The sequence below is a fragment of the Pseudomonas sp. 25 R 14 genome, assembly GCF_900004755.1.
GTDB classification, from domain to species: Bacteria; Pseudomonadota; Gammaproteobacteria; order Pseudomonadales; family Pseudomonadaceae; genus Aquipseudomonas; species Aquipseudomonas brenneri.
In genome coordinates, this window is record NZ_CVTS01000027.1 from 1 (window position 1) to 26997 (window position 26997).

The 26997-nt window shown below is 59.0% G+C and carries 28 protein-coding genes; 7 read left to right on the top strand and 21 right to left on the bottom strand.

The genetic code is table 11. From position 1 onward, the window contains the following. Positions 1-20 precede the first annotated feature (20 nt). From BFQ03_RS05375 to BFQ03_RS05410, 8 genes are all read right to left on the bottom strand, one after another. Complete coding sequence (locus BFQ03_RS05375; protein WP_032859910.1) at positions 21-755, bottom strand: amino acid ABC transporter ATP-binding protein; 735 nt, start codon at positions 753-755, stop codon at positions 21-23. Then, positions 752-1423, bottom strand: coding sequence for an amino acid ABC transporter permease (locus tag BFQ03_RS05380; RefSeq protein WP_032859909.1), 672 nt, complete (start codon positions 1421-1423; stop codon positions 752-754). Before BFQ03_RS05380 ends, BFQ03_RS05375 begins: the two co-directional genes overlap by 4 nt. Next, complete coding sequence (locus tag BFQ03_RS05385; protein ID WP_032859908.1) at positions 1423-2169, bottom strand: amino acid ABC transporter permease; 747 nt, start codon at positions 2167-2169, stop codon at positions 1423-1425. Before BFQ03_RS05385 ends, BFQ03_RS05380 begins: the two co-directional genes overlap by 1 nt. A 192-nt stretch (positions 2170-2361) precedes the next feature. Further along, complete coding sequence (locus BFQ03_RS05390) at positions 2362-3294, bottom strand: glutamate/aspartate ABC transporter substrate-binding protein (protein ID WP_029295166.1); 933 nt, start codon at positions 3292-3294, stop codon at positions 2362-2364. A 385-nt stretch (positions 3295-3679) separates the two neighbouring features. Beyond that, complete coding sequence (gene glpD, locus BFQ03_RS05395) at positions 3680-5218, bottom strand: glycerol-3-phosphate dehydrogenase (protein ID WP_065942642.1); 1539 nt, start codon at positions 5216-5218, stop codon at positions 3680-3682. A gap of 294 nt (positions 5219-5512) precedes the next feature. Further along, positions 5513-6268, bottom strand: a complete 756-nt coding sequence (locus BFQ03_RS05400; protein WP_032859906.1) for a DeoR/GlpR family transcriptional regulator — start codon at positions 6266-6268, stop codon at positions 5513-5515. A 97-nt stretch (positions 6269-6365) separates the two neighbouring features. Beyond that, positions 6366-7871 (bottom strand): glycerol kinase GlpK, encoded by a 1506-nt coding sequence (glpK, locus tag BFQ03_RS05405; RefSeq protein ID WP_065942643.1) that lies wholly within the window; start codon positions 7869-7871, stop codon positions 6366-6368. 78 nt (positions 7872-7949) lie between these two features. Further along, the gene (locus BFQ03_RS05410) at positions 7950-8804 is read right to left on the bottom strand and encodes an MIP/aquaporin family protein (RefSeq protein ID WP_065942644.1); all 855 of its coding nucleotides are present in this window, start codon (positions 8802-8804) and stop codon (positions 7950-7952) included. 371 nt (positions 8805-9175) lie between these two features. On the opposite strand from BFQ03_RS05410, the gene ybaK reads away from it, so the two are divergent. Next, positions 9176-9646 carry a Cys-tRNA(Pro) deacylase gene (gene ybaK, locus BFQ03_RS05415; RefSeq protein ID WP_032859903.1) on the top strand — a complete coding sequence of 157 codons (471 nt, stop codon included), beginning with the start codon at positions 9176-9178 and terminating at the stop codon, positions 9644-9646. A gap of 153 nt (positions 9647-9799) precedes the next feature. On the opposite strand, the gene BFQ03_RS05420 is transcribed toward ybaK, so the two are convergent. Further along, a complete protein-coding gene (locus BFQ03_RS05420; RefSeq protein WP_032858450.1) occupies positions 9800-10909 on the bottom strand; it encodes an ABC transporter ATP-binding protein in 1110 nt (369 codons plus the stop codon). Beyond that, positions 10906-11826 (bottom strand): ornithine carbamoyltransferase, encoded by a 921-nt coding sequence (gene argF / locus BFQ03_RS05425; RefSeq protein ID WP_065942645.1) that lies wholly within the window; start codon positions 11824-11826, stop codon positions 10906-10908. The genes BFQ03_RS05420 and argF overlap by 4 nt, the downstream gene beginning before the upstream one ends. 435 nt (positions 11827-12261) lie before the next feature. On the opposite strand from argF, the gene BFQ03_RS05430 reads away from it, so the two are divergent. Both BFQ03_RS05430 and grxD read left to right on the top strand, forming a co-directional pair. Then, positions 12262-14370: a molybdopterin oxidoreductase family protein gene (locus BFQ03_RS05430; protein ID WP_032858448.1), complete on the top strand. Its 2109-nt coding sequence runs from the start codon at positions 12262-12264 to the stop codon at positions 14368-14370. 103 nt (positions 14371-14473) lie between these two features. Next, on the top strand, positions 14474-14812 hold the full coding sequence (grxD, locus tag BFQ03_RS05435) for a Grx4 family monothiol glutaredoxin (RefSeq protein WP_032858447.1): 339 nt from the start codon (positions 14474-14476) through the stop codon (positions 14810-14812). 166 nt (positions 14813-14978) lie between these two features. Here grxD and bfr read toward each other — a convergent pair whose 3' ends face one another. Then, positions 14979-15449 carry a bacterioferritin gene (bfr, locus tag BFQ03_RS05440; RefSeq protein ID WP_032858446.1) on the bottom strand — a complete coding sequence of 157 codons (471 nt, stop codon included), beginning with the start codon at positions 15447-15449 and terminating at the stop codon, positions 14979-14981. A gap of 201 nt (positions 15450-15650) precedes the next feature. Next, complete coding sequence (locus BFQ03_RS05445) at positions 15651-15869, bottom strand: bacterioferritin-associated ferredoxin (RefSeq protein WP_032858445.1); 219 nt, start codon at positions 15867-15869, stop codon at positions 15651-15653. 236 nt (positions 15870-16105) lie between these two features. Here BFQ03_RS05445 and BFQ03_RS05450 point away from each other — a divergent pair, with 236 nt between their 5' ends. After that, entirely contained in the window at positions 16106-16708 is a 603-nt protein-coding gene (locus tag BFQ03_RS05450) for a peroxiredoxin (protein ID WP_032858443.1), read from the top strand. A gap of 70 nt (positions 16709-16778) precedes the next feature. Here the strand turns inward: BFQ03_RS05450 and rnt are convergent, their stop codons facing one another. After that, entirely contained in the window at positions 16779-17450 is a 672-nt protein-coding gene (gene rnt, locus BFQ03_RS05455; protein ID WP_029295237.1) for a ribonuclease T, read from the bottom strand. Then, the gene (gene pyrC, locus BFQ03_RS05460) at positions 17447-18493 is read right to left on the bottom strand and encodes a dihydroorotase (protein WP_065942646.1); all 1047 of its coding nucleotides are present in this window, start codon (positions 18491-18493) and stop codon (positions 17447-17449) included. The genes rnt and pyrC overlap by 4 nt, the downstream gene beginning before the upstream one ends. 156 nt (positions 18494-18649) lie before the next feature. On the opposite strand from pyrC, the gene BFQ03_RS05465 reads away from it, so the two are divergent. The 3 genes from BFQ03_RS05465 (at position 18650) to BFQ03_RS05475 (ending at position 22162) form a co-directional block, all read left to right on the top strand. Then, on the top strand, positions 18650-19558 hold the full coding sequence (locus BFQ03_RS05465; RefSeq protein ID WP_032858438.1) for a flagellar protein MotY: 909 nt from the start codon (positions 18650-18652) through the stop codon (positions 19556-19558). A 128-nt stretch (positions 19559-19686) separates the two neighbouring features. Continuing rightward, complete coding sequence (locus BFQ03_RS05470; RefSeq protein ID WP_003208700.1) at positions 19687-20904, top strand: argininosuccinate synthase; 1218 nt, start codon at positions 19687-19689, stop codon at positions 20902-20904. 625 nt (positions 20905-21529) lie between these two features. Continuing rightward, positions 21530-22162: a response regulator transcription factor gene (locus BFQ03_RS05475; protein ID WP_032858436.1), complete on the top strand. Its 633-nt coding sequence runs from the start codon at positions 21530-21532 to the stop codon at positions 22160-22162. 61 nt (positions 22163-22223) lie between these two features. Here the strand turns inward: BFQ03_RS05475 and BFQ03_RS05480 are convergent, their stop codons facing one another. The 7 genes from BFQ03_RS05480 to BFQ03_RS05510 form a co-directional block, all read right to left on the bottom strand. Continuing rightward, positions 22224-22406: a PA3496 family putative envelope integrity protein gene (locus BFQ03_RS05480; RefSeq protein ID WP_065942647.1), complete on the bottom strand. Its 183-nt coding sequence runs from the start codon at positions 22404-22406 to the stop codon at positions 22224-22226. A gap of 107 nt (positions 22407-22513) precedes the next feature. Continuing rightward, positions 22514-23152, bottom strand: coding sequence for an endonuclease III (nth, locus tag BFQ03_RS05485; protein WP_032858433.1), 639 nt, complete (start codon positions 23150-23152; stop codon positions 22514-22516). A gap of 16 nt (positions 23153-23168) precedes the next feature. Further along, positions 23169-23672, bottom strand: coding sequence for an Rnf-Nqr domain containing protein (locus BFQ03_RS05490; protein WP_032858431.1), 504 nt, complete (start codon positions 23670-23672; stop codon positions 23169-23171). Then, positions 23665-24270, bottom strand: coding sequence for an RnfABCDGE type electron transport complex subunit G (locus tag BFQ03_RS05495; protein WP_065942648.1), 606 nt, complete (start codon positions 24268-24270; stop codon positions 23665-23667). The genes BFQ03_RS05490 and BFQ03_RS05495 overlap by 8 nt, the downstream gene beginning before the upstream one ends. Then, positions 24267-25232, bottom strand: a complete 966-nt coding sequence (locus tag BFQ03_RS05500) for an RnfABCDGE type electron transport complex subunit D (RefSeq protein WP_065942649.1) — start codon at positions 25230-25232, stop codon at positions 24267-24269. Before BFQ03_RS05500 ends, BFQ03_RS05495 begins: the two co-directional genes overlap by 4 nt. Then, on the bottom strand, positions 25219-26427 hold the full coding sequence (gene rsxB, locus BFQ03_RS05505) for an electron transport complex subunit RsxB (protein WP_032858427.1): 1209 nt from the start codon (positions 26425-26427) through the stop codon (positions 25219-25221). The genes BFQ03_RS05500 and rsxB overlap by 14 nt, the downstream gene beginning before the upstream one ends. After that, positions 26424-26975, bottom strand: a complete 552-nt coding sequence (locus BFQ03_RS05510) for an Rnf-Nqr domain containing protein (protein WP_065942650.1) — start codon at positions 26973-26975, stop codon at positions 26424-26426. Before BFQ03_RS05510 ends, rsxB begins: the two co-directional genes overlap by 4 nt. Between the last annotated feature and the right edge of the window lie 22 nt (positions 26976-26997).

A 26997-nucleotide genomic window follows, 5' to 3' on the forward strand; every position in this document is an offset into this window, starting at 1 on the left:
AGGAGCGAGTTGCGGCTTTTTTAGTGCTGCAGGATTTTTTCGAGGAAGTGCTGCGCACGTTCGGAACGGGCGCTGATATCACCGAAGAACTCCTCTTTGGGGCAGTCTTCGATGATCTTGCCGGCGTCCATGAAGATCACGCGGTCGGCCACTTTACGGGCGAAGCCCATTTCGTGGGTCACGCACATCATGGTCATGCCTTCCTGGGCCAGTTGCACCATCACGTCCAGTACTTCGTTGACCATTTCCGGGTCCAGGGCCGAGGTCGGTTCGTCGAACAGCATGACGATCGGGTCCATGGCCAGTGCACGGGCAATCGCCACGCGCTGCTGCTGGCCGCCGGACAGTTGGCCCGGGTGCTTGTCCTTGTGCGCCGACAGACCCACACGTTCCAGCAATTGCAGGCCTTTCTTCTTGGCCTCTTCTTCGCTGCGACCCAACACTTTCACCTGCGCGACGGTCAGGTTCTTGATGATGGTCATGTGCGGGAACAGTTCGAAGTGCTGGAACACCATACCGACGCGCGAGCGCAGTTTTGGCAGGTTGGTCTTCGGGTCGGCAATCGAGGTGCCGTCGACCACAACGTCACCTTTCTGGAACGGTTCCAGGGCGTTGACGCACTTGATCAGGGTGGATTTGCCCGAGCCGGACGGCCCGCACACCACGATCACTTCGCCTTTTTTGACATCAGTGCTGCAATCGGTCAGCACCTGGAAGTCGCCATACCACTTGTTGATATTCTTGATAGAGATCATACGGCAAACCTTTTTTGCAGACGCTTGACCAGCAGCGAGGCGGCAAAGCTGATGATGAAGTAGACGACACCGGCGAAGATCAGGAACTCATTGGAACGCCCGATGATGTCGCCATTGGCGCGCGAAGCATTGAGGAAGTCCACCAGGCCCACGGTGTAGACCAGCGAGGTGTCCTGGAACAGGATGATGCTCTGCTGCAACAGCAGCGGGGTCATCTTGCGGAACGCCTGGGGCAGGATGATCAGGCGCATGGTCTGGCCGTAGGTCATGCCCATCGCTTGTGCTGCAGCCATCTGGCCCTTGGGGATCGACTGTACGCCGGCCCGCACGATTTCGCAGAAGTACGCCGCCTCGAACATCATGAACGCTACGACGCAGGAGGTGAATGCACCGATTGGCGTGTCTTCGCCGGTGATCCAGCGCAATACGAACGGCACCGCCAGGTAGAACCAGGTGATCACCAGCAGCAGCGGGATCGAGCGGAAGTAGTTCACATAGGCGCCAGCCACGCGCGACAGCAGTTTGCTGGAGGACAGGCGCATCAACGCCAGGATGGTGCCGAGGATGATGCCGCCGACCACGCCCATGACCATCAGCTTCAAGGTCATGACCATGCCGTTCCACAGGCCGGGGATGGCCGGGATAATGCCGCTGAAATCGAATTCCATTATTTACCCCCCACGGAAATCAGGCCGGGCACTGCGACTTTCTTCTCGACCAGGCGCATCAGCAGCATCAGGCTCATGTTCAGGGTGAAGTAGATCAGCGTGGCCAGGGTGAAGGCTTCGAACAGGTTGGCCGAGAATTCGGCGGTCTGCTTGGTTTGCGCCAACAGTTCCATCAGGCCGATCAAGGACGCCACGGAGGAGTTCTTGAAGACGTTGAGGAACTCCGAGGTAAGCGGCGGAATGATGATCCGGTAGGCCTGGGGCAGCAGCACGTTCCAGTAGATCTGCGACAGGCTGAAGCCCATGGCGCGCGCGGCGGCTTCCTGGCCACGGGGCAGCGCCTGGATGCCGGTACGCACTTGTTCACATACGCGGGCGGCGGTGAACAGGCCCAGGCACACGACAACGCTCAGGTAGGCCGAGGTGGTCGGGTTCAAGTCTTGTTTGTACCAGTCCTGCAGGTTCTGCGGCAGCAGGTCGGGTACCAGGAAGTACCAGATGAACAGCTGAACCAGCAGTGGCACGTTACGAAAAAGTTCTACATAGCAGGTCGCGATGCCGGCCACGAGGCGGTTAGGCATCGTACGCATCACGCCTAGCATCGAGCCCAGCAGCAAGGCGACGATCCAGGCCACGATGGCGATGGCGATGGTCCAGCCCAAACCGGAGATGAACCAGTCGAGATAGGTCTCGCTGCCCACGCCGGTGGACTTGAAGAATACGCCCCAGTCCCAGTTGTAATTCATTAGGGTCTCCCCCGAAATCGATCGATGTACAAGCACCCGCTTGGGGAAAATCCATTCCCGCCTGACGGTGAACGTCAGGCACACGCGATCGGCTCGGAAACCGCCAGGTCGAGTGTTCCAAATAATGCCAGCAGGTAGTAACAGGCACCTGAGGGAGGGTTGGCTCCCTCAGGGGATAAGGTTAGTTCGGAATCAGGACTTTTTTTCAGCCGTTTTGTCGTCAGCCGCTTTGTCAGTCGGGTTGGCGATCAGGGCCTTGAGTTCGTCGCTCATCGGGAACATCAGGTTCAGGCCTTTTGGTGGGATCGGCGAGCTGAACCACTTGGTGTAGATGTTGTTGATTTCGCCGGACTTGTAGGTAGCGACGATGGCGTCATCCACAGCCTTCTTGAACGGGGCATCGCCTTTGCGAACCATGCAGCCGTAGATTTCGAAGGATTGTGGGGTGCCGGTCACGGCCCAGTCGGTTGGCTTCTTGGCCTTGGCCATTTCACCGGCCAGCAGTGCGTCGTCCATCATGAAGGCAACGGCACGGCCGCTTTCCAGCATCTGGAAGGATTCACCGTGGTCCTTGGCGGAGATGACGTTCATGCCCATTTGCTTGTCAGCGTTCATGGACTTGAGGATGCGCTCGGAGGTGGTACCGGCGGTGGTTACGACGTTCTTGCCCTTGAGGTCAGCGAAATCCTTGTAGGTCGAGTCCTTTTTGGACAGCAGACGGGTACCGATTTCGAAGATGCCGACGGAGAAGTCGACTTGCTGCTGACGCTCGACGTTGTTGGTGGTGGAACCACATTCAACGTCCACGGTGCCGTTCTGCACCAGCGGGATACGGGTTTGCGAGGTGACCAGGTTGTATTTGACCTTCAGCTCGCCTTCTTTCATGCCGAGGTCTTTCTCGACAGCCTTGACGATGGCCAGTTGAATGTCGTGGGAGTAGCCCACTGGCTTGCCCGAGCCGTCTGCGATGTAGGAGAACGGGATGGAGGCGTCGCGGTGGCCCAGGGTGATGGTGCCCGACTCTTTGATTTTCTTCAGGGTGCCGGTGAGCTCAGCGGCAAAAACTGGAGTGCTAATCAGAGCGGCAGCGATAGCTGCGCCCAAAATATGGGGAACGATACGCATCAATACTTCCTCGACATTTGTTTTTTTTATGAAGCCTGGACGGCTCTTTCGATACAGCGAATGCCTGTGACGGCTCCTGAAGCATCTCAGGCAAACACGTACCAAGTGTAGAGCATGAGTCGTGCCAGACCGTTAATAAAAGTCTAACTATATGATTTATATGGTTATTAACTTTATGTGACGCTGTTTAATCGATGTTTAAGTCCGGCAAACCGAATCGGCGACAGCAGCGTGTTCGGAAAACCGAATCCATAGGTGTTGGCTTACCGTCGATTGTCATCAGTCAGTCCGCCATCGCAGGCAAGCCAGCTCCCACATTGATCGCATTTCACATTAAGACGGCCATAAAAAACCCCTGGACCTTCCGGTGCAGGGGCTTCGTTAATCAGGCCGCTTCGATCTTGCTGCGGTTCTGCTCGACCTTGATCAGGTAGCGCTGCAGGTTCTCCTGCTCTTCGGGGGTGGTGAACAGCCCGAGTTTGGTGCGGCGCCACAGGATGTCGTAGGCCTGGGTCGCCCATTCCTCGGCGCACAGGTAGTCGACTTCCCGGGTGTAGAGGCCACCGCCCAGGTGCTCACCCATGTCTTCCAGCGATTGCACGCCTTCAAGCAGGCGCCAGGTGCGGCTGCCATAGGTCGTCGACCAGCGCCGGGCGATTTCGCTGGGGATCCACTCGAACTTGCTGCGAATATCCGTGGCCAGGGCTTCTGGTGTGGTCATGTCTTCGCCGCCGGGCAGGCTGGCCTTGGCGGTCCAGCTTGGCTTGATATGTGGGAAGTACGGGGCCAGTTGCGCCAGTGCCGATTCGGCCAATTTGCGGTAGGTGGTCAGCTTGCCGCCGAACACCGACAGGATCGGCGCTTCTTCGCCCGTGCCCGACAGCGCCAGGGTGTAGTCGCGGGTAATGGCCGACGGGTTGTCGGATTCGTCGTTGCACAGCGGGCGCACGCCGGAATAGGTGTGCACGATGTCGTCGCGGCTCAACTGCTGCTTGAAGTGGGCATTGACCACATTGAGCATGTAGTCCGTTTCACCTTCGGTAATCGCCACTTTTGCCGGATCGCCGGTGTACTCACGGTCGGTGGTACCGATGATGGTCAGGTGATTGAGGTACGGAATGGTGAAGACGATGCGCCCGTCTTCGTTCTGCAGGATGTGCGCGTGGGCACCTTCGTACAGTTTCGGCACGATCAGGTGGCTGCCCTGGATCAGGCGGATGCCGTAGGGCGAATCCAGCTTCAGGTCATCCTTGATGAACTTGGCTACCCACGGGCCGGCAGCGTTCACCAGCGCCTTGGCGCGGATCGAGAACAGGCTGCCATCGGCACGTTCCAGGTGCAGATGCCACAGGCCCTTGCTGCGACGGGCGCTGACGCAACGGGTCTGGGTGTGGATATGTGCACCTTTTTCCCGGGCTGCCATGGCATTGAGCACTACCAGGCGCGCGTCATCCACCCAGCAGTCGGAGTATTCGAAGCCTTTGGTGATTGTGCTTTTCAGCGGGCTGTCGGCGCCGAACTTCAGGCTTTTGGAGCCGGCGAGTTTTTCGCGTTTGCCGAGGTGGTCATACAGGAACAGGCCGGCGCGAATCATCCAGGCCGGGCGCAGGTGCGGGCGATGGGGCAGCACAAAGCGCATCTGCTTGACGATGTGCGGGGCCTTGGCCAGCAGCACTTCGCGCTCTGCCAGGGCTTCGCGCACCAGGCGGAATTCGTAATGTTCAAGATAGCGCAGGCCGCCGTGGATCAGCTTGCTGCTGGCGGACGAAGTGTGGCTGGCCAGGTCGTCCTTTTCGCAAAGGAAAACCGACAGGTCGCGACCGGCCGCGTCTGCCGCGATGCCCACGCCATTGATCCCACCGCCAATAACGGCGACGTCATAGACTTCGGCTAGGGGTGGAGCAGGCAAGGTAGAAAGGGGCATCGGCGGGCCTCACGATGTATTTTTAATATTGGAATTCGAACATTAATGTTCATTTGCGAAAATGGTAGCTCATAAACGCAGGCGCAGCCAGTCGACTTCGATTGAAAAAACTCATCGAAGGGCCGAAAAAGGAAAATTTGTGAACATTGAGCCGGGTGCTGGCTCAAGAGAGTTGTTGCCCTACAGGCAGCCATCGCGGGCAAGCCCGCTCCCACAGTTGGAATGCGATCAACCTGTGGGAGCGGGCTTGCCCGCGATGACGGTGGTCCAGGCGCCAGAGATCTCAGGGATAGATCAGACGACTTCCAGGCGAATCTTATGCTGATTGAGCAACTGCACCAGCGCCGGCACCGGCGGCTGATCGGTGACCAGGCAATCAATCAAACTGATCGGCCCCAGGCGAATCATGGCATTGCGCCCGAATTTGCTGGAGTCCGCCGCCAGGATCACCTTGCGCGCATTGGCAATGATCGCCTGGGAAACCCGCACTTCCTGGTAGTCGAAGTCCAGCAGGCTGCCGTCCTCATCAATGCCGCTGATACCTACCAGGGCAAAGTCGACCTTGAACTGGTTGATGAAGTCCACGCTGGCCTGGCCTACCACACCGCCGTCACGGCGCACATTGCCGCCGGTCAGCAGCACATCGAAGTCGTCCTTGGCGCTGAGCATCATGGCGACGTTGAGGTTGTTGGTGATGATTTTCAGGTGGCTGTGGTTGAGCAGCGCCCGGGCGATGGATTCGGTGGTGGTGCCGATATTGATGAACAGCGAGGCGTGATCGGGGATCTGTGCGGCAATGGCTTCGCCGATACGCTGTTTTTCATCGCGCATCTGGTCGGCACGCATGGCGTACTCGGTGTTTTCGACACTGGAGTCATAGGCCGCGCCGCCGTGGTAGCGCCGTAGCAGGTTGGCATCTGCCAGTTGATTGATATCGCGGCGGATGGTTTGCGGGGTGACAACGAACAGCTGCGCCATTTCCTCGATGCTGACGTAGCCGCGTTCGCGGACCAGTTCGAGGATTTGCTGCTGACGGGGAGGCAGATTCATGGGGCGTCCTTTGGGCTGCCGTACAAAAAAGTGGCCCATGATGACGCAGGAATCTGCTCCCTGCCAGTTACAACCCTAAGTGGGTCCGGCGCTTGGCTTATTCGGCGCCTTCGTGGGGTTCCCAGTCGCGGGTGCGGCTGACCGCTTTTTTCCAGCCGGCGTAGAGTTTTTCTTTGGCTGGCTCGTCCAGTTGCGGTTCGAATTCACGCTCGATCACCGCCTTGCCACGCAGTTCTTCCAGGCTGCCCCAGAAACCACAGGCCAGGCCGGCCAGGTAAGCGGCGCCCAATGCAGTGGTTTCGCGCATTTGCGGTCGTTCGACCTGGGTGCCAAGGATGTCGGCCTGGAACTGCATCAGGAAGTTGTTGGCCACTGCGCCGCCGTCTACCCGTAGGGATTTGAGGCGTTCACCGGAATCCTGCTGCATGGCGTCGAGCACGTCGCGAGTCTGGTAGGCAATCGACTCCAGGGCTGCACGAATGATGTGATCCACGCGTACGCCACGGGTCAGGCCGAACAGCGCGCCACGGGCATACGGGTCCCAGTACGGCGCGCCCAGGCCAGTGAAGGCCGGTACCAGGTACACGCCGTTGCTGTCCTTGACCTTGTTGGCGAAGTATTCGGTGTCGTGGGCATCGTTGATGATCTTCAGCTCGTCACGCAGCCATTGCACGGTGGAGCCGCCGTTGAAGACAGCGCCTTCGAGGGCATAGGCCACTTCGCCACGGGGGCCGCAAGCGATGGTGGTGAGCATGCCGTGCTTGGATTTGACTGCCTTGTCGCCGGTGTTCATCAGCAGGAAGCAGCCGGTGCCGTAGGTGTTTTTCGCCTGGCCCGGCTCGACGCACATCTGGCCGAACAGGGCGGCTTGCTGGTCACCAGCGATACCGCCGATGGCAATCCCGCTTTTGGTACGGCCATAGATTTCCGAGGAGGATTTAACTTCTGGCAGCATTTCCCGTGGGATATCCAGCACCTCCAGCATCTTCGCGTCCCACTCCAGGGTGTGGATGTTGAAGAGCATGGTGCGCGAGGCGTTGGTGTAGTCGGTGACGTGGGTCTTGCCACCGGTAAATTTCCAGATCAGCCAGCTGTCGATGGTGCCGAACAGCAGCTCGCCATTGCGCGCGCGTTCACGGCTGCCTTCGACGTTATCGAGGATCCACTTCAACTTGGTGCCGGAGAAGTACGGGTCGGTGACCAGGCCGGTGGTGTCGCTGATGTATTGCTCGTGGCCGTCGCGCTTGAGCTGCTGGCAGATCTCGGTGCTGCGGCGGCATTGCCAGACGATGGCGTTATAGATCGGGCGGCCGGTGATCTTGTCCCAGACCACCGTGGTTTCACGCTGGTTGGTGATGCCGATGGCGGCGACCTGATCGTGGTGCAGGCCGGCTTGCGCCAGGGCCTCGACCATCACGGCGCTCTGGGTGGCGAAGATTTCCATCGGGTCATGCTCGACCCAGCCGGCTTGCGGGTAGTGCTGGACGAATTCACGTTGGGCGGTGCACACCACGTTGGCGTCACGATCAAAGATGATCGCCCGTGAACTGGTGGTGCCCTGATCAAGGGCAATGATGTAGTTCTTATTCTCTGTGTCGGTCATGTCGATTGCCTTGGACGGAAAAAGGGAGTGGGTGAGTAGCCTGGGCCGCAAAGGGCAGGAGGGCTCAGGCTACCGCTATCAGGATGTTCGGGTATTACCGCTGGCGGCGGTGTCGGCTGCATCAGTTGTAGCAGGTGCGGCGTTGGGCAAGTGGCGGGCAATCAGCCCGCGATAGGCCGCAGCGCCGAGGCAGGCACCGACAATCGGTGCAAAGATCGGAATCAGGAAGTACGGAATGTCGCGCCCGCCAGTGAAGGCCATTTCACCCCAACCGGCGAAAAAGGTCATCAGTTTGGGGCCGAAATCACGGGCCGGGTTCATCGCAAACCCAGTCAAAGGGCCCATGGCGCTGCCGATGACGGCGATCAACAGACCGATCAGCAGCGGGGCCAGGGGGCCGCGGGGCAGGCCATTATTGTCATCGGTCAGGGCCATGATCACGCCCATGAGGATGGCGGTGATGACCATTTCCACCAGAAACGCCTGGGCTGTATTCAGCAAGGCGTGAGGGTAGGTGGAGAACACCGAGGCCAACTCCAGGCTGGCTGCGGAGCCACGGACCATCTGGTGGGTTTGTTCGTAATCGAAAAGCAGGTTGCTGTAGAGCGTGTAAACCAACGCGGCGGAACAAAAGGCGCCGGCGACCTGGGCGATGATATAGAAGGGCAGTTTGCGTTTGTCGAAGTCGGCAAAAATGCACAGCGCGATACTGACGGCTGGATTGAGATGAGCCCCGGAAATGCCGGCGCTCAGGTAGATCGCCATGCTCACGCCGATCCCCCAGATGATGCTGATTTCCCACAAGCCAAAGCTGGCACCCGCGACCTTGAGCGCAGCGACGCAGCCGGTGCCGAAGAAGATCAGCAGCGCGGTGCCGAGGAACTCGGCCATGCATTGGCTTGAAAGTGAAGGCTGTTGAAGAGCAGTTGTCATTGAAAACCTCGGTTTTTTTTCTTGTCTGGCGCGTTGTCACAACGGACAAGGCGCGATTTTCACCATGGACAGGATCCCCATCCTGTTTGTGGCTTACTGCTCGATTACTGCAGGAAGATTCGTACGGTATTCGGAAACGAAAAAATATAGACAAGAAACACTGCTGTCAAAGGTCGAAAGTGAACGGTCGGTCATTTTCTAACTATTAGTGTGATGAATGATCGCGACAGCACGACAAATGAATGGGCGGCAAGCGGGGTCAGGCTCTGCGCGGATTCGCCGCACGGCGCCCTGCACTAGAGCGTTTTGCCTGGGTTTGTCCTAGAATCGGCGGTCTGCTTTGCCACGTTTTCCCCAAGCCTGGAGCCTCCATGACACCCGCATTGGACTTGTTGAAGAAAGTTCGCGCCGAACATCGTATCCACAGTTATGAACATGACCCCAAGGCCGCCTCTTATGGCCTGGAGGCCGCGGAAAAGTTGAGCCTTGACCCGGCGCAGGTGTTCAAGACCTTGCTCGCCAGTAGCGAAAAAGGTGAGTTATTGGTGGCGGTGGTGCCAGTCGTCGGAAGTCTGGATTTGAAGGCCCTGGCTCACGCAGCAGGCGTCAAGAAAGTCGAGATGGCCGACCCGGCTGCGGCGCAGCGTTCTACCGGTTATTTGTTGGGCGGGATCAGCCCGTTGGGGCAGAAGAAACGCTTGCGCACGTTCATCGATGTGAGTGCCCAGCCTTTTGCGACAATTTTTGTCAGCGCCGGCAGGAGAGGGCTGGAGGTAGAGTTGGGAGCAGCAGTGCTGGCAGAGCACACCCAGGGTAAATTTGCGCCGATTGGCCGGGCCTGACGTCAACTTCGAAGGTATCGGCAATCTAAATGTGGGAGCGGGCTTGCTCGCGAAAGCGGTGGGTCAGTCAACCTCTATATTGGCTGATCTACCGCTATCGCGAGCAAGCCCGCTCCCACACAAGCCTGCTCTCACATTTTGGATTTGGTTGCTTCAGCTGGCAGTGCTATAGCGCCGCACACCGGACTCCACCTGCGGAATCTGCGCCGCCGTGCTCCCCGAGGCCTGGAACAGCACCAGGTGTTCGGCCGCCACGCGAATCCCGACCTGTACACCCACCTGATGATCGGCATGGCTGGGGAAGATCGACTCTAGCTGGGCCCCGGTCGGCAACTGCAGGCGGTACAAGGTCGAGGCACCCAGGAAGGTCTTGCCGACGATCTGTGCTTTCAGCGCGCTGTCCGGTGCGTAAACGATGTCATCCGGGCGCAGCAACACGTCCACTGCACAGCCGGCCGGCCAGGTGTAGGCACGATTACCGCGCAACTCACCCAGTTCAGTGGTGACCGACTCCGGCGTAATCAACTGCCCACGGATGAAATAGCCCTGGCCAATAAAGCTCGCGACATAAGGTGTCAGCGGTTCGTGATAGAGGTTGTAGGGCGTATCCCACTGCTCCAGGCGGCCCTCCTTGAACACGCCTACATGGTCACTCACGGCAAAGGCTTCTTCCTGGTCATGGGTCACCAGGATCGCACTGGTGCCACGGGCCTTCAGGATGTCCCGCACTTCATGGCTGAGCTTGCGCCGCAGTTCGCCGTCGAGGTTGGAGAAGGGCTCGTCGAGCAACAGTAATTGCGGTTCCGGCGCCAATGCACGGGCCAGGGCCACGCGTTGCTGCTGCCCGCCAGACAGTTCGTGGGGGAAGCGTTTGCCCAGGTTCTTCAGGTTGACCAGCTCCAGCAGCTCACTAACCACGCGCTCTTTGTGCGGGTGTTTGCGGATACCGAAGCCGATGTTGTCGGCCACGCTGAGATGGGGAAACAGTGCGTAGTCCTGGAACACCATGCCAATGCGACGTTTCTCCGGAGCCAGGGTAAACCCTGCACTGGAGATGACTTCGCCGGCCAGGTTGATTTCGCCTTCGTGCACCGGCTCGAACCCGGCAATTGCCCGCAGGGTGGTGGTCTTGCCACAGCCCGAGGAGCCCAGCAGGCAGCCGATATCACCTGCGTTGAGGTGCAGATTGAGGTTCTGCACCACCCGTTGGTCCTGATAGCCGCATGCCAGATTGCGCAGGTTCAGCAGAAGTGGCTGGCTCATGCGTGGTGGTACGCCGGTGGGACCAGGAACTCCAGCAAGGCCTTCTGGGCGTGCAGGCGGTTTTCTGCCTGGTCCCAGGCGACGGAGCGCGGGTCGTCCAACAGGTCGAGGCTGATTTCTTCACCGCGATGCGCCGGCAGGCAGTGCATGAACAGCACATCTGGCGCGGCGAGGTCGAGCAATTCACGGGTGACCTGATAAGGCGCAAACAGGGCCAGGCGCTTGGCGGTTTCGTCTTCCTGGCCCATGGAGGTCCAGACGTCGGTGCTCACCAGGTGCGCGCCGATCACGGCGTCTTTCGGGTCACGCACAATTTGCACGCGGGCGTCGGCCTTGGCCAGGAATTCGGCGCTGGGCTCATAGCCCACAGGGCAGGCAATGCGCAGATGGAAGTCGAACTGGATCGCCGCTTCTATATAGCTGTTGCACATGTTGTTGCCATCGCCGATCCAGGCCACGGTCTTGCCCTGGATCGAGCCGCGATGTTCGAGGAACGTCTGCATATCGGCCAGCAACTGGCACGGGTGCAGGTCATCGGACAGCCCGTTGATCACCGGTACCCGCGAGTTGGCGGCAAATTCGGTGAGCGTGCTGTGGGCGAAGGTACGGATCATCACCGCGTCGAGCATGCGCGACATGACGATGGCGCAATCGCTGATCGGCTCGCCACGGCCCAGTTGGGTGTCCCGTGGCGACAGAAAGATGGCCTGGCCGCCGAGCTGGATCATGCCGGCTTCGAAGGACAGGCGGGTACGGGTGGACGACTTCTCGAAAATCATCCCGAGTACGCGGTTTTTCAAAGGCTCGAACAGTACGCCGCGATTACGCAGGTCTTTAAGCTCAATGCCTCGACGGATCACGCTGACCAGCTCTTCGGGCGTGCAATCCATCAGGGAGAGAAAGTGCCTTGCGCTCATCATTAACTACCTTTTTGCAACAGACCGCAGATACTCAAAGCCTTGTTTATTGTGACAACGGGCGAGACCTGCGGCGAAAGCCGCACGGGGCGACGAAATAGGGGAAGGCGCGATATTGACACTAAATGTCGCGTCTTACCAATAGGCTACGGTTTTTTAGAGGGGTTCAAAGGGGCGGGAATTGCACTTTTGAGGCCTGTTTACGCACTGCAGCGGGTCATTTGTACACTGGCGTCGCGACCTTTTGCAATGTGTGATGGCGGCCTGAGGCCAGGTTGCGTCGGTTTCCTGGGCAACGCGGGCGCTCTCTGAAACATTTACTCATGCTTGGCCATGGCCTGGCCTGATGCCCGTTGATTCACGGGGCGAACGTTGCTGGCGCCACTAGTGGCCGCGGCCCATAGTTGGGCCAAAGCCCTAATAAAGAGACTGGCCATGACCAAGACTCTCCATCACCGTGCCTGCCACCTGTGCGAAGCCATCTGCGGCCTGACCCTGGAAACCACCACCTCTGAGGAGGGCGGCATCGCCATCACCTCGATCAAGGGTGACGCCCAGGACACCTTCAGCCGTGGCCATATCTGCCCCAAGGCCGTGGCCCTGCAGGATATCCAGAATGATCCCGATCGCCTGCACCAGCCGATGCTGCGGGTGGGCAGCGAATGGCAACCGATCCCGTGGGGCGAGGCCTTTACCCTGGTGGCCGAGCGGCTGGCGGGCATCCAGGCGCGGCATGGGCAGAATGCGGTGGCGGTATACCAGGGCAATCCCAGCGTGCATAACTATGGCTTGATGACTCACAGCAACTACTTTCTCGGGCAGTTGAAGACGCGCAATCGTTTCTCTGCAACGTCGGTGGACCAACTGCCTCACCACCTTTCCAGCCACCTGATGTATGGCCATGGCCTGTTGCTGCCCATCCCGGATATCGACCAGACCGACTTCATGTTGATCCTGGGCGGCAATCCACTGGCCTCCAATGGCAGCATCATGACCGTGCCAGATGTGGAAAAGCGCCTGAAGGCGATTCAGGCGCGGGGCGGCAAAGTGGTGGTGGTCGACCCCCGGCGCAGTGAGACGGCGGCCATGGCCGACCAGCATCTGTTTGTGCGTCCCGGTGGGGATGCGGCGCTACTGTTCGGGCTGCTCAACACCTTGTTTGCCGAGAACCTGACCCGCGACAGTCACCTGCCGGTGGACGGCCTGGATGAAGTGCGCCGCGCGGTTGAGGGTTTTACCGCCGAGGCCATGAGTACCCGGTGCGCGATCCCGGCGGCACAGATTCGCCAGTTGGCGCGGGATTTTGCAGCGGCAGACAAGGCGGTCTGCTACGGCCGGATGGGGGTGTCGACCCAGGCATTCGGCACCTTGTGCCATTGGTTGGTGCAGTTGATCAACCTGGTCACCGGCAATCTGGATCGGGTAGGCGGCGCCTTGTGCACCGAGCCCGCAGTGGACCTGGTGGCGGCGACCTCCGGCGGGCATTTCAATCGCTGGCAGAGTCGGGTTTCCGGGCGTCCCGAATACAGCGGTGAACTGCCGGTGTCGGCCCTGGCCGAAGAAATGCTCACCGAAGGCGAAGGGCAAATCCGCGCACTGGTAACGGTCGCCGGCAATCCGGTGTTGTCCACGCCCAATGGGCGGCAACTGGAGCAGGCGTTGGACGGCCTGGAGTTCATGGTCAGCGTGGACTTGTATATCAATGAAACCACGCGCTATGCCGACCTGATCCTGCCGTCGACCTCGGCCCTGGAAAACGATCACTACGACACCACCTTCAATATGTTTGCGGTGCGTAACGTCACGCGCTTCAACCGGGCGATCCTGCCCAAGCCTGAGGGCGCGTTGCACGACTGGGAAATTTTCGTCGGCCTGGCCCAGGCGTTTGCGGCCAGGACCGGCAACCCGCTCAAGCCCACGATGGCGCCAGCGCAGATGATTGATTTTGGCCTGCGGGCGGGCGCCTATGGCGATGCCTCCAGCCATAAACTGTCGGTGGCCATGCTGGCCGAGCATCCCCATGGCCTGGACCTGGGGCCGTTGAAGGCCAACCTGGCAGGGCGCTTGAAAACCGCCAATGGTCGGGTGCAGGCGGCGCCAGCAGTGATCCTGGCGGACCTGGCGCGGTTTGCAGCCTTGCCGTTGCCCAAGGCCGATGAGTTGCTGCTGATCGGTCGCCGGCATGTGCGCAGCAATAATTCATGGATGCATAACTATCACCGGTTGGTGAAGGGCAAGCCGCGGCATCAATTGCTGATGCATCCGGATGACCTCGCCAGTCGCCAACTCAGTGATGGGCAGCAGGTGCGGGTCAGCTCGCGGATCGGCATGATCGAAGTGCAAGTGCTGTCCAGCCTGGAGATGATGCCTGGCGTAGTCAGCCTGCCTCACGGTTGGGGGCATGACCGGCCGGGCGTACACATGAACATTGCCAGCGCACAGCCTGGAGCCAGTGCCAACGACCTCACGGATGAGCGGCAGTTGGACGAGCTGTCGGGCAACGCAGCATTGAACGGCGTGCCAGTGCAGGTCGCGGCGGCGTGACGCAGTGAGTCTGTCGGGGAGCCTGAGCACCACGCTGGGATTTTGCGTTACAATGCGCCACCGTGCCGACCTGTGAGTCGCAAAGTTCCAGCCGAGGTGTTCCATGGATATCATCGAAACGATTAAAGAGCAGATTGCCAACAACACCATTCTGCTTTACATGAAGGGCGCCCCGAATGCCCCTCAGTGTGGCTTCTCCGCGAAGGCTTCCCAGGCTGTCATGCAGTGTGGTGAAAAGTTCGCTTACGTGGATATCCTGCAAAACCCGGAAATCCGCGCCAACCTGCCGAAGTACGCCAACTGGCCAACTTTCCCACAACTGTGGGTAGCCGGTGAACTGGTCGGCGGTAGCGATATCATCACCGAAATGGCGGCTGATGGTTCGTTGCAGGCGCTGATCAAGGACGCTGCTGAAAAAGCCGCTGCCAAGACCGAAGCGTAATTCGCGCGCAATAAAAAGCCCCGCTTCTCATTCGAGAGCGGGGCTTTTTTGTACCTGTAGGAGCGAGCTTGCTCGCGAAAAGCGTAAAGGCGCCGCGTTCATTCAGAATGCTCGCGTTATCGTTAACGTCCTTCGCGAGCGAGCTCGCTCCTACAATAGTTAGAGATTATTCACCCATCTGCGATTGCAGGTAATTCTCCAGGGTCACTTTGTCGATCAGGCCGACTTGGGTTTCCAGCCAGTCGATGTGCTCTTCCTGGTCTTCCAGGATATCTTCCAGCAGCTCACGGCTACCGAAGTCGCCCTTGGTCTCGCAGTGGGCAATGGCGGCCTTGAGGTCGGCGTGGCTCTTGCGCTCCAAGTTCAGGTCGCTGTTGAGCATTTCCAGGGTGTGCTCGCCGATGTTCAGCTTGCCCAGGTCCTGGACGTTCGGCAGGCCTTCGAGGAACAGGATGCGCTTGATCAGCGCGTCTGCATCCTTCATGGCCTTGATCGATTCCTTGTACTCACGCTTGCCGAGCTTTTCCAGGCCCCAGTCGTCATACATGCGTGCATGCAGGAAGTACTGATTGATCGCGACCAGTTCATTGGCAAGGATTTTGTTGAGTTGCTGGATGACTGAGATGTCGCCTTTCATGATTGGGGTCCTGCCCTGTATTCGTTGTATATAGGGCAGAGTTTGAGCTGCACAATTACGAGTGTCAAACCTAAGTTATTGAATAATAAATGAAAATTAATCGGAATAAGAATGTTTGTGTTCCGCGTCTTGGTGCTAACTATTTGAATTACAGACATAAAAAAACCGGACATTAAGTCCGGTTCTTTAAAATAGGCTGATTCAGGCGTGTGTAAATTCTACTGAATAGGGGATTGCGGCCTGGGCTACCTGCAGTTTTGTCAGGGTTTCCCGTACCACTTGCTTGGCGAGGCAGGCACATTTGCCACATTGGCTGGCTACGCCGGTGGTTTCACGCACTTCCTTGTAGCTGCAGCAACCTTCATAGATCGCTTCGCGGATTTGTCCGTCGGTGACGCCAGTGCAGAGGCAGACATACATAAGGGAGAACCATCGCGGGTTTAAGGCTTAAGTGCGATGGATCTTAATGTTAACGAGAATGATTGTCAAAGTGCTTTCTCAAAGCATTGCCCCCCATATGGCCCTCGCTGACGAACGGCTTTTTTCAGGTATGATGGTTGGTCTTTACGAAGCGTGATCGCGTCACGGGCCTGTCGTCAAATCACGGCAGACTCAAAGGCGGTCCATTTACTTCAATTACCATCAGGAGATAACCAATGAGCGTACTCGTCGGCAAACAAGCCCCGGATTTCGACGTACCAGCCGTCCTCGGCAATGGCGAAATCGTTGACAGCTTCAAGCTGTCTGAAGCCATCAAAGGCAAATACGGCCTGGTGTTCTTCTACCCGCTGGACTTCACCTTCGTCTGCCCGTCCGAGCTGATCGCCCTGGATCACCGCATGGACGACTTCAAGGCGCGTAACGTTGAAGTGGTTGCCGTTTCCATCGACTCCCATTTCACCCACAACGCCTGGCGCAACACTGCCATCAATGATGGCGGCATCGGCAAAGTCAAATACACCATGGCTGCCGACATGAAGCACGACATTGCCAAGGCCTACGACGTTGAGTCCGAAGGCGGCGTGGCATTCCGTGGCGCGTTCCTGATCGACGACAAGGGCGTTGTGCGCTCGCAGATCATCAACGACCTGCCGCTGGGCCGTAACATGGAAGAGCTGATCCGTCTGGTCGACGCTCTGCAATTCCACGAAGAGCACGGTGAAGTCTGCCCGGCCAACTGGAAAAAAGGCGACAAGGGCATGAACGCTTCGCCAGCAGGCGTTGCGGCTTACCTGACCGAGAACGCTGGCAAGCTGTAAGCCAGGTTCGCGGTAAAAAAAACCGGCCTGAGAGGGCCGGTTTTTTTATGCATGGGATTCAGGGACGCAATCAGTCGCTGAAGTCTTCCCAGCCGCCCATCTGTTTCCAGCGGTTGACGATGCCGCAGAACAGGTCGGCGGTCTTCTCGGTGTCGTAGCGAGCCGAGTGGGCTTCACGTCCGTCGAAGTCGATGCCGGCTGCCTGGCATGCCTTGGCCAATACGGTCTGGCCATAAGCCAGGCCAGCCAGGGTGGCGGTGTCAAAGCTGGAGAACGGGTGAAACGGGTTGCGCTTCATGTCCAGGCGCGCCACGGCGGCGTTGAGGAAGCCCAGGTCGAAACTGCTGTTGTGGCCGACCAGGATCGCGCGTTTGCAGCCATTGGCCTTCAACGCCTTGCGCACACCACGGAAGATGTCGGTCAGCGCAGCTTCTTCGCTGACGGCCATGCGCAACGGATGATCGAGCTTGATACCGGTGAACTCCAGGGCAGCGGCTTCGATGTTGGCGCCTTCAAACGGCTCGACGCGGAAGAAGTGGGTGTGTTCTGGATACACAAAGCCCTGTTCATCCATGCCGATGGTCGTCGCGGCAATTTCCAGCAGCGCATCGGTGGCGCAATTGAAACCGCCGGTCTCTACGTCGATAACGACAGGCAGATAGCCGCGGAAACGCTCGGCCATCGGGTGACGCGAACCGCCGCCACCGTGTTCCTGTTCGTCGTCGTAATGGTCTTCACTCACTTGTGTTCCTCCAGCAGGCGCCAGCGCAGTGTTTCACCGGCGCGCAGCGGGATAACGGTCAACTCGCCAAATGGCAGGCTGGTGGGGGCGGTCCAGTCTTCACGGACCAGGGTAATGCGGTCGGTATTCGCCGGCAGGCCGTAGAAGCGCGGGCCATTGAGGCTGGCGAAGGCCTCTAGTTTGTCCAGGGCGTTGCGCGCCTCGAAGGCCTCGGCGTACAACTCGATCGCCGCATAGGCGGTGTAGCAGCCGGCACAGCCGCAGGCCGCTTCCTTGGCGTGCTGGGCGTGGGGCGCCGAGTCGGTGCCGAGGAAAAACTTCGCGCTGCCACTGGTGGCGGCATCGAGCAACGCTACCTGGTGAGTGTTGCGCTTGAGGATCGGCAGGCAATAGAAGTGCGGCCGGATCCCGCCCACCAGCATGTGGTTGCGGTTGTACAGCAGGTGGTGCGCGGTGATGGTCGCGCCAACGTTGGCCGAGGCCTCGCTGACGAACTGCACGGCATCTGCGGTGGTGATGTGCTCGAACACCACCTTGAGGGTCGGGAACAGCTCGACCACACGGCGCATGTGTTCGTCGATGAAGATCTTCTCGCGATCGAATACATCGACATCGCCACGGGTGACTTCACCGTGGATCAGCAGCGGCATGCCCACTTCGGCCATGGCTTCGATGGCGGGCAGGATCTTGTCGATACTGGTCACGCCGGAGTCGGAGTTGGTCGTGGCACCGGCCGGGTACAGCTTGGCGGCGTGTACGAAACCGCTGGCCTTGGCCTCGCGGATTTCGGCAGGCTGGGTGCGGTCGGTCAGGTAGAGCACCATCAACGGTTCGAAGCGGCTACCGGCCGGCCGCGCAGCGAGGATGCGCTGGCGATAGGCGTCGGCTTCAGCGGCATTACGCACCGGAGGTACCAGGTTAGGCATGATGATGGCGCGGCCAAACGTGCGCGCAACATCGGCCACGGTTTGGGGCAACGCAGCACCATCGCGAAGATGAATATGCCAGTCGTCGGGACGCAGCAGGGTCAGGCGGTCGGACATTGGGGATTCCAGGCGGGTCAATCTGGTGGGAATGCTACCGGAAAAGACTCTTGCAGGCACTCGCTATCAAGTTTTGCAGGGCCCGACCGATATCCCTGGGTATGCCTTAACGATGTATGACGCCTTGATGTGTTGTAGAAACCAGTGGAGCCGCCCGTGCGCCAGCAATATCTAGCCCTGCTCAGCGTGTTCGCCAGCCTGCCCGCGATGGCCCTGACATTCCAGACGCGCCTGGAGAATATCGAGTGGAAGGTGGAAGGCGACAAGTTCGAGTGCCGCTTGAGCCAGCCGATCACCGATTTTGGTTCGGGTGAGTTTGTGCGCCGGGCCGGCGAGCAGGCAACATTCCGTCTGAAAGCCTATAACAGTGCGTTGGGTGTTGGTTCCGCAACGCTATTGGCGGCGGCGGCACCGTGGCAGCCGGGGCGCGGTGATATCAACCTTGGTGCCGTACGTGTCGGCAGCGGCGATGTGCTGTTCAACAGCTCCCAAGCCCAGGCCGGGCGCCTGTTCAATGGTTTGCTGGAGGGTCGCAGCCCCACCGTGCGCCACTATTCCCGGGACGGCGGCTATTCGGAAATCCGCCTGCTGCCGGTGCGATTCAATAAGGCCTATAGCGACTACCAGTTGTGTACCGCGAAATTGCTGCCGATGAATTTCGAGCAGGTCAAGCAGGCTGAAGTGGGCTTTCCGGGTGGTGGTATCGACCTGGATCCGGCGGCCAAGGCCAAGTTGATGGTGATGCTCGAATTCATCAAGGCCGATCCTACGGTCAACCATATCGAACTGGACGGCCATTCGGACAACAGCGGCAACCGCCTGACCAATCGCGACCTGTCCCGGCGCCGGGGCCTGGCGGTGATGGACTTCCTCAAGGCCAACGGTATTCCTGAGTCGCAGATCGTTCTGCGCTTCCACGGTGAACGTTATCCGCTGGTGCCCAATACCAATCCGGCCAACCGGGCGAAGAACCGGCGAGTGAATATTCACCTTGATCGCGTGCCTGCCCCCGAGAAACCAGCGCCCCAGGCCACGGCTCCGGCGAATGCGGCGGCGACGTCCTGAGTGCGGCCATTCGTCGCGCGCCCGACATAATCTGTCGCTTTATCTTCATTTGCTGTCGCGCCCCTGTAATTTCACGGTTTTGATCGGTAGAATCGACGCCTTTCCGTAAAACCCCGTGGAGTGATGGCATGGCCGACGTAAACAAGGTCGTTCTCGCGTATTCCGGCGGCCTGGACACTTCGGTGATCCTCAAGTGGCTGCAGGATACTTATAACTGTGAAGTGGTGACCTTCACCGCTGACCTGGGTCAGGGCGAAGAGGTCGAACCTGCACGAGCCAAGGCGCAAGCCATGGGCGTCAAAGAGATCTACATTGACGACCTGCGCGAAGAATTCGTCCGCGATTTCGTTTTCCCGATGTTTCGCGCCAACACCGTCTACGAAGGCGAGTACCTGCTGGGTACTTCCATCGCACGTCCGCTGATCGCCAAGCGCCTGATCGAAATCGCCAATGAAACCGGCGCTGACGCCATTTCCCATGGCGCCACTGGCAAGGGCAACGACCAGGTGCGTTTCGAACTGGGCGCCTATGCCTTGAAGCCTGGCGTAAAAGTGATTGCCCCTTGGCGTGAATGGGACCTGTTGTCCCGTGAAAAGCTGATGGATTACGCTGAAAAGCACGCAATCCCGATCGAACGCCACGGCAAGAAGAAGTCCCCGTACTCGATGGACGCCAACCTCCTGCACATCTCCTATGAAGGCGGCGTGCTGGAAGACACCTGGACCGAGCACGAAGAAGACATGTGGAAATGGACCGTCTCCCCGGAGAACGCTCCTGACAAGGCCCAGTACCTGGAACTGACCTACCGCAACGGCGACATCGTCGCGCTGGACGGCGTCGAAATGACCCCGGCCACCGTACTGGCGACCCTGAACCGTATCGGTGGCGAGCACGGCATTGGCCGTCTGGACATCGTGGAAAACCGTTACGTGGGCATGAAGTCCCGTGGCTGCTACGAAACCCCAGGCGGCACCATCATGCTGCGCGCTCACCGCGCCATCGAGTCCATCACCCTGGACCGCGAAGTGGCTCACCTCAAAGATGAGCTGATGCCCAAGTACGCCAGCCTGATCTACACCGGCTACTGGTGGAGCCCTGAGCGCCTGATGCTGCAACAGATGATCGATGCGTCCCAGGTCCATGTGAACGGTGTTGTGCGCCTGAAGCTGTACAAGGGCAACGTGATCGTGACCGGCCGCAAGTCCGATGAGTCGCTGTTCGATGCCAACATCGCGACCTTTGAAGAGGACGGCGGTGCCTACAATCAGGCCGATGCCGCTGGTTTCATCAAGCTCAACGCCCTGCGCATGCGCATTGCGGCCAACAAGGGCCGCAAGTTGTTCTGAAAAGCCTGAAGCCTCATAAAGAATGGTTCCTTGAAAGAGGGGCCATTTTTTTTACCTGCGATTCAGGAGGCGATTGTGTTTATCAATGTTTAATGTTCTTTTGGTCGTCGGAATTTTTGGTGTTTATTATTTTTTACATTTGATTTTTTGTGTCAGAAAGTTGGTGTTTCAGGCGAATAGTCTTATTTGTGTTTGAATTCATCCAGTTGTTTAGTAGTAAAAAGGAAGCGTTAGGTTTCGTTTGTAGAAATATCTGTCAGATAATTCCAGTTGTTGTCAGGGGGTGTTGCACGAGGGAACTTTTTGGAAACGGCTTTGGTGGCTCCGACGCCCGCCGATGCAAACCGTGCAAGGGGTATTTCCTGAAAGTGGCGTGCGTCACGTTTACTTTTCCTCGGCGATGGGGGCTTTTTTGAGTCAAGATATGTTTGCCAGCGGAAAGTTCTGAAAGGCCGAACAAAAACCGACACATCCATATAGTCGTTTTTTTGTAGGCTTATTCTCATAACTTTGTGGGCTGGGTCTCTGCTTGTCGTTACTTGGGGGGGAGTGCTATGCCAAGGAGGAAACGACTAGGCTATTGTGCTGGTTCTGAATAATTCGAACAGCGAAATTGGACTTGCCCATGAATAAAGTGCTGATCGTGGATGATCATCCCGTCATTCGTCTTGCTGTACGCATGCTAATGGAACGTCATGGTTATGAGGTCGTTGCAGAGACCGATAACGGAGTCGACGCGTTGCAACTAGCGCGGGAGCATATGCCGGATATTGTCATCCTGGATATTGGAATTCCCAAACTTGACGGTTTGGAAGTTATTTGTCGCCTGTCTTCCACAAAGCAGGCGCAACCCTTCAAGGTGCTGGTCTTGACGTCACAGGCGCCAGGCCACTTTTCCATGCGTTGCATGCAGGCTGGTGCCGCGGGCTACGTGTGCAAGCAACAGGATCTCACCGAGTTGCTGAGTGCGATCAAGGCGGTGCTGTCTGGCTACAGCTACTTCCCCAACCAGGCCCTCAACTCGGTGCGCTCCACGCAAGGCAATACCAGTGAGGCGGATATGGTCGAGCGGCTCTCAGGCCGGGAGATGATGGTGTTGCAGCAACTGGCCCAGGGCAAAACCAACAAGGAGATCGCCGACGGCATGTTCCTCAGCAACAAGACGGTGAGCACGTACAAGACACGCTTGCTGCTCAAGCTCAATGCCCGGTCCCTGGTGGACCTGATCGAGCTTGCCCAGCGTAACGGCCTGGTTTAATAAGCAGGGAGCAACAGGCAGGAAAAGCCTCCATGGCGGAGGCTTCTGTGTGATCGTTTGGCTAGAGATCGAAATCGTAATCGGCCAACTGTTTTTGCAAGCGTCGCTCTTCCAGAAGATTGTCGATGGTGCGGCGTTTGCTCAAATTGGTCTTGGCAACTTCTACAGGTGCCTCGGCTGCTTCGTCAGCGTCTGCGGCCACAAAGTCATCTTCTACATCCAGTTGCTCTTTGCCAGTGCTCATAAGGTTAACTCCAGGCTAAGACTGCCGTTGGCGCTCCTTATATCGACAATCGTGCACCGGGTAAAAAAGATTTTTTCAATCGACTGATCAATAAAATCAATGATTACTCAATCGTCCGACGTCTTTTCCTTGTATTCACACAGATCCTCGATGCGACAGCTGCCACAACGCGGCTTGCGGGCCTGGCACACATAACGTCCGTGCAGGATCAGCCAGTGGTGGGAGTCGAGCAGGTAAGGCTTGGGTACAAACTTCATCAGTTGCTTCTCCACCTCCACCACATTTTTGCCAGGCGCCAGCCCTGTACGGTTGCTGACTCGGAAAATATGGGTGTCCACTGCCATCGTCAGTTGGCGAAACGCTGTATTGAGCACCACATTGGCCGTCTTGCGCCCCACGCCGGGCAATGCTTCAAGTGCTTCGCGGGTCTGTGGCACTTCACCGCCATGCAACTCGACCAGCAACCGGCAGGTTTCAATGACGTTCTTCGCCTTGCTGTTGTACAGGCCAATGGTCTTGATGTACTGCGACAGCCCTTCCACCCCCAGGGCATGGATCGCCGCCGGGGTGTTGGCCACGGGAAACAGCTTGGCCGTGGCCTTGTTCACGCCCACATCCGTCGATTGTGCAGACAGGATCACGGCGATCAGCAACTCGAACGGTGACGAGTAGGCCAGTTCGGTCTTGGGTTCCGGATTGTCTTCGTGAAACCTTCGAAAGATCTCCAGGCGTTTTGCGGCGTTCATTGGGCGAGCGGTTCCTTCAGTGTGGTTTGCGGCGTTGAGTCCAGGCCTGCCATCCGGCAAGCAGCAACCCGAGCAGAATAAACCCTGTTGGGGCGAGCATGGCGATGCTGCTGGCGAGTAAAAAGCGCGCAACAGTGATTGCAACCAACAGCCCGGCTGACACAGCGATCAGTTGAAGCCGTGCCCTGCGCTGGTTGGCAGCGAACAGGCCGTCATGTTCAAGCAGTACGCATTGCATGGCGATCAGCGCCAGGTATGCCCCAAGGCCCATAGACGGCGCAAAGGCCAGGGCCTGCGCCACCAGGTACGCGCAACTGACCCAGGTGGTGGCCAGCAACACATTGGCCATCAGCCGCCAATGGCCACTGAGGCGATTGCGCACCCAGCCGCAGCTCCAGCCATGGAGCGTTACGATTAGCACCCACGAAACCCAGAACATTGCGGCGCCCGACGGCGTAGCACTGACACCCAGCAGCGCAGGTAGCAACAACAGGCTGGCGAGGGCGAACGGTTTAGTCATGGTCGGTGGGCTCCAGCAGTGCCTGGCGATGCCCGTCAAAGTAGCGCAAGGCATCATGGATCGCATTGATCACCGCGCGAGACGTGATGGTGGCGCCGACCATCTGGTCGAATTGGCCGCTGTCTCTCTTCAGCGCCCAGGCCTGTGGATTTTCCAGTGACAGCCCCTTGAATGCAGCAATCCACGCATTGCCGGACTCGCCAATGTGTCCGCCCAGACTGGGTGTTTCCGTGTGTGCCAGGGTTTTTACCCCGAGCAGCTTGGCGTTGCGGTCGATGGCAATCAGCAACTCAATGCGCCCACCATATCCATCGATCTGTGAGCGCAGCACAACCGCACTGGGTTTACCGGCCAGGGTCGCTAGGTAACCACCCAGCAGTTGACTGTTGTCCAGCATTGGCGAGGTGATGCCCAGTGGGTGCTCCAGCGGTTGATTGTCATAGCCGCCAGTGGGCAGCACATCCAGCAGCGCCCGGTTTTGCAGCGCGCGCTGCTGCTCGGCAATCGGCTTGGCGGTCAGCTGTTGCAGGCCGATGGTCAGGCCCACTGCGCCAACCGCGATCAGCAGCACGATCAAGGCTTGAGAGGTGCGCTTCATGCATTCACCGCCTGCGGTCGCGCCCAACGCTCCAGCGCGGGCACCGCCAGGTTCATCATCAGTACCGCGAACGCTACGCCATCCGGGTAGCTGCCCCAGGTGCGGATCAGATAGGTCAATACACCCACACCCACGCCAAACAGCAAGCGCGCCCGCGCACTTTTCGCACCCGACACCGGTTCGGTGATGATGAAGAAGGCCCCCAGCATGGTGGCCCCAGTCAACAGATGAAACAGCGGCGAGCCATGGGAGTCGGAGCCCGAGCCGTTCCAGCACAGCAGGCTGATGACGAACAGGCTGGCGAGCATGCCCACTGGCGCGTGCCAACTGAAAACCCGTTGCTGCAGTAAAAAAAGCCCGCCGGCGAGAAACGCCAGGTTTACCCACTCGCTTCCTTTGCCTGCGATCTGGCCGAAAGCCGGGTGGCGGGCGAACAGCTCATCGATGGTCAGGCTATTGTTGATGCGCAAAGCGTCCAGCGCCGTGGCTCGGGCCCAGGCATCGGCGGCCTCGCCGTGCAGGCCGAACACCTGTTGCAGGCCGGCCAGCAGGTCGAGGCCGTGGGACGCCGGCCAATGGGTCATTGGCTGGGGAAAGGCCAGTAACATCAGGGCATAACCGACCATGGCCGGGTTGAATGGGTTCTGCTTGCCGCCATACAGGTGTTTGCCCAGCAGCAATGCACTGCTGACGGCGCCCAGGCATAACCACCACGGGCAATAAGGTGGCAATGCCAGGGCCAGCAGCACCGCGCTGACCAGACCGCTCAGGTCGCGGGAGTCATGGCCGCGCAACCGACGCACACAGGCTTCGACGGCCCATGCACAGGTGCCGGCCAGCAACAGATTGATCAGCACGCCCCAGCCATACAGCCAGAACAGCACCAGCAAGCCAGGCGTTACTGCCATTAACAGGCGCTGCATGGCCTGTTGCTGGCGCTCGACTGCTTCAGGCGCCAACATGTTCATCCACCCAACGTTGGGCGTCAGCCAGGCGCTGCCTGGCGTCCATCAGCTCGATTGCACTGCTGGCGGGGTGGCGTTCGAGCTTGCTCAGGTCGGCGCGGGCATAGGCCAGGGCGGTCTTCAACTGGCGCAGTTGGTTGTCGATCGGCCGTTTCTCGACACGTTGCAGGTCTGGCCTGGGCTGGGCTGAGTTTTCCTCGGCAGCGTGCAACGCCTGTTCAGCAGCGGCCAGGGCTGTGCCCAGTGTGGCCAACTGTTCGGCGCCGGCCAGCGCGTCCTGGGCTTTTTTCAGCTCGGCGCGACGCATGGCCAGCTGGATTTTTGCGCGCTTGAGCTCAGGATCTTTATTGGTTTGCGGGATCGCCACGGCGGGGGCGTTCGCTTCGAGTGCGTTTAATGCCTGTTCGGCGGACTCAAACTGTTGTTGCAGGATGATCAACTGCGACTGCTGCTCAAAGGTTGGCGGGTGGCCAAAGGCTTTGAGGGATTTGTGCAGTTGCGCTCGGCTCATTGCCAGGTTGATTTTGGCCTTTTTTACCGCCGCATCGATGTCGGCAGCTTTTTGCGCGCGGACCCGCTCGATGGCGGCCTGCATAGGGTCGCTCTCAACCTGCGGGCTGGGGGCCGGGCGTTTGCTGCGGGCCAGGCGTTCCGCCAGTTTGTGTTCTTCCTCGCGTTGCAGCCGTGCATTGCGCTGTTCGAAGCGACGCCGGGCGCGGTCGCGCTTGGTCGCTCGCGCCTGGAGCTCCTCGGCGGTACTGGCAAAGCCTGCGACTATCGGCAGCACCGTGGCCTGGGGCAGCGCCAGCATATCAATGCAGTCCACCGGGCACGGGGCCACGCACAAGTCGCAGCCGGTGCATTCATCGACGATGACCGTATGCATCAACTTTGCTGCGCCGACAATCGCATCCACCGGGCAGGCCTGGATGCACTTGGTGCAGCCGATGCACTCGGCCTCGCGGATAAAGGCAATCTGCGCGGGAGCTTCGCCACGGGAACGGTCCAGCTCCAGCGGCGCCAGGTTCAACAGCTGCGCCAGCTCGGCGATGGTTTCGGTGCCGCCAGGCGGGCACTTGTTGATGGCCTCGCCCTGGGCGATACCCTCGGCGTAGGGCCTGCAACCCGGGTGTCCGCATTTGCCGCATTGGGTCTGGGGCAGCAGGGCGTCGATACGTTGAATCAGGCTCATGGTGTGATCATTGCGTTTAAGCCCAGCAACGCCACGGCCATCAGCCCGGCGCTGAGCAGGTTCACGGGCAGGCCTTTGAAGGGCTGGGGGATATCGTTTTGGTCTATTCGCTGGCGCAGGTCATTGAACAGGCTGAGGATCAGCCAGAACGCCGGGCCGATGCCCAGGCAATAAATCAGTTGGCTGGTATTGCCAGGGCTCAGGAGCACCACACTGAGCACGCCGGCGTTGGCCAGCAGCGGCCCCCACAACCCAGTAAAGGGCAGTGCGGGCACGCGGCGGGAAAGCACATTCAGCAACGGCTGGCTCAACAGGATCACCGCGGGCACGTAGGCAAACAGCCATAACGCGCCCAGCGCCAACGGCTGCAACAAAAAAAGGTCCAGCAGATAGCTCGAAATACCGGCCAGCGCCACCAGCAGCGTGGTCGCGAGCCCAAGGGCATGCACCCGCAGTCGTTCCAACTGTGGATCACCAGGCAGCAACCGGCGCAGCATGTACTGGCTGATCAGGGTGGCGCTGAGAAGGGCGACTAGCATTTCGGTCATGGTCGAGCCGGTTAAGCAAACA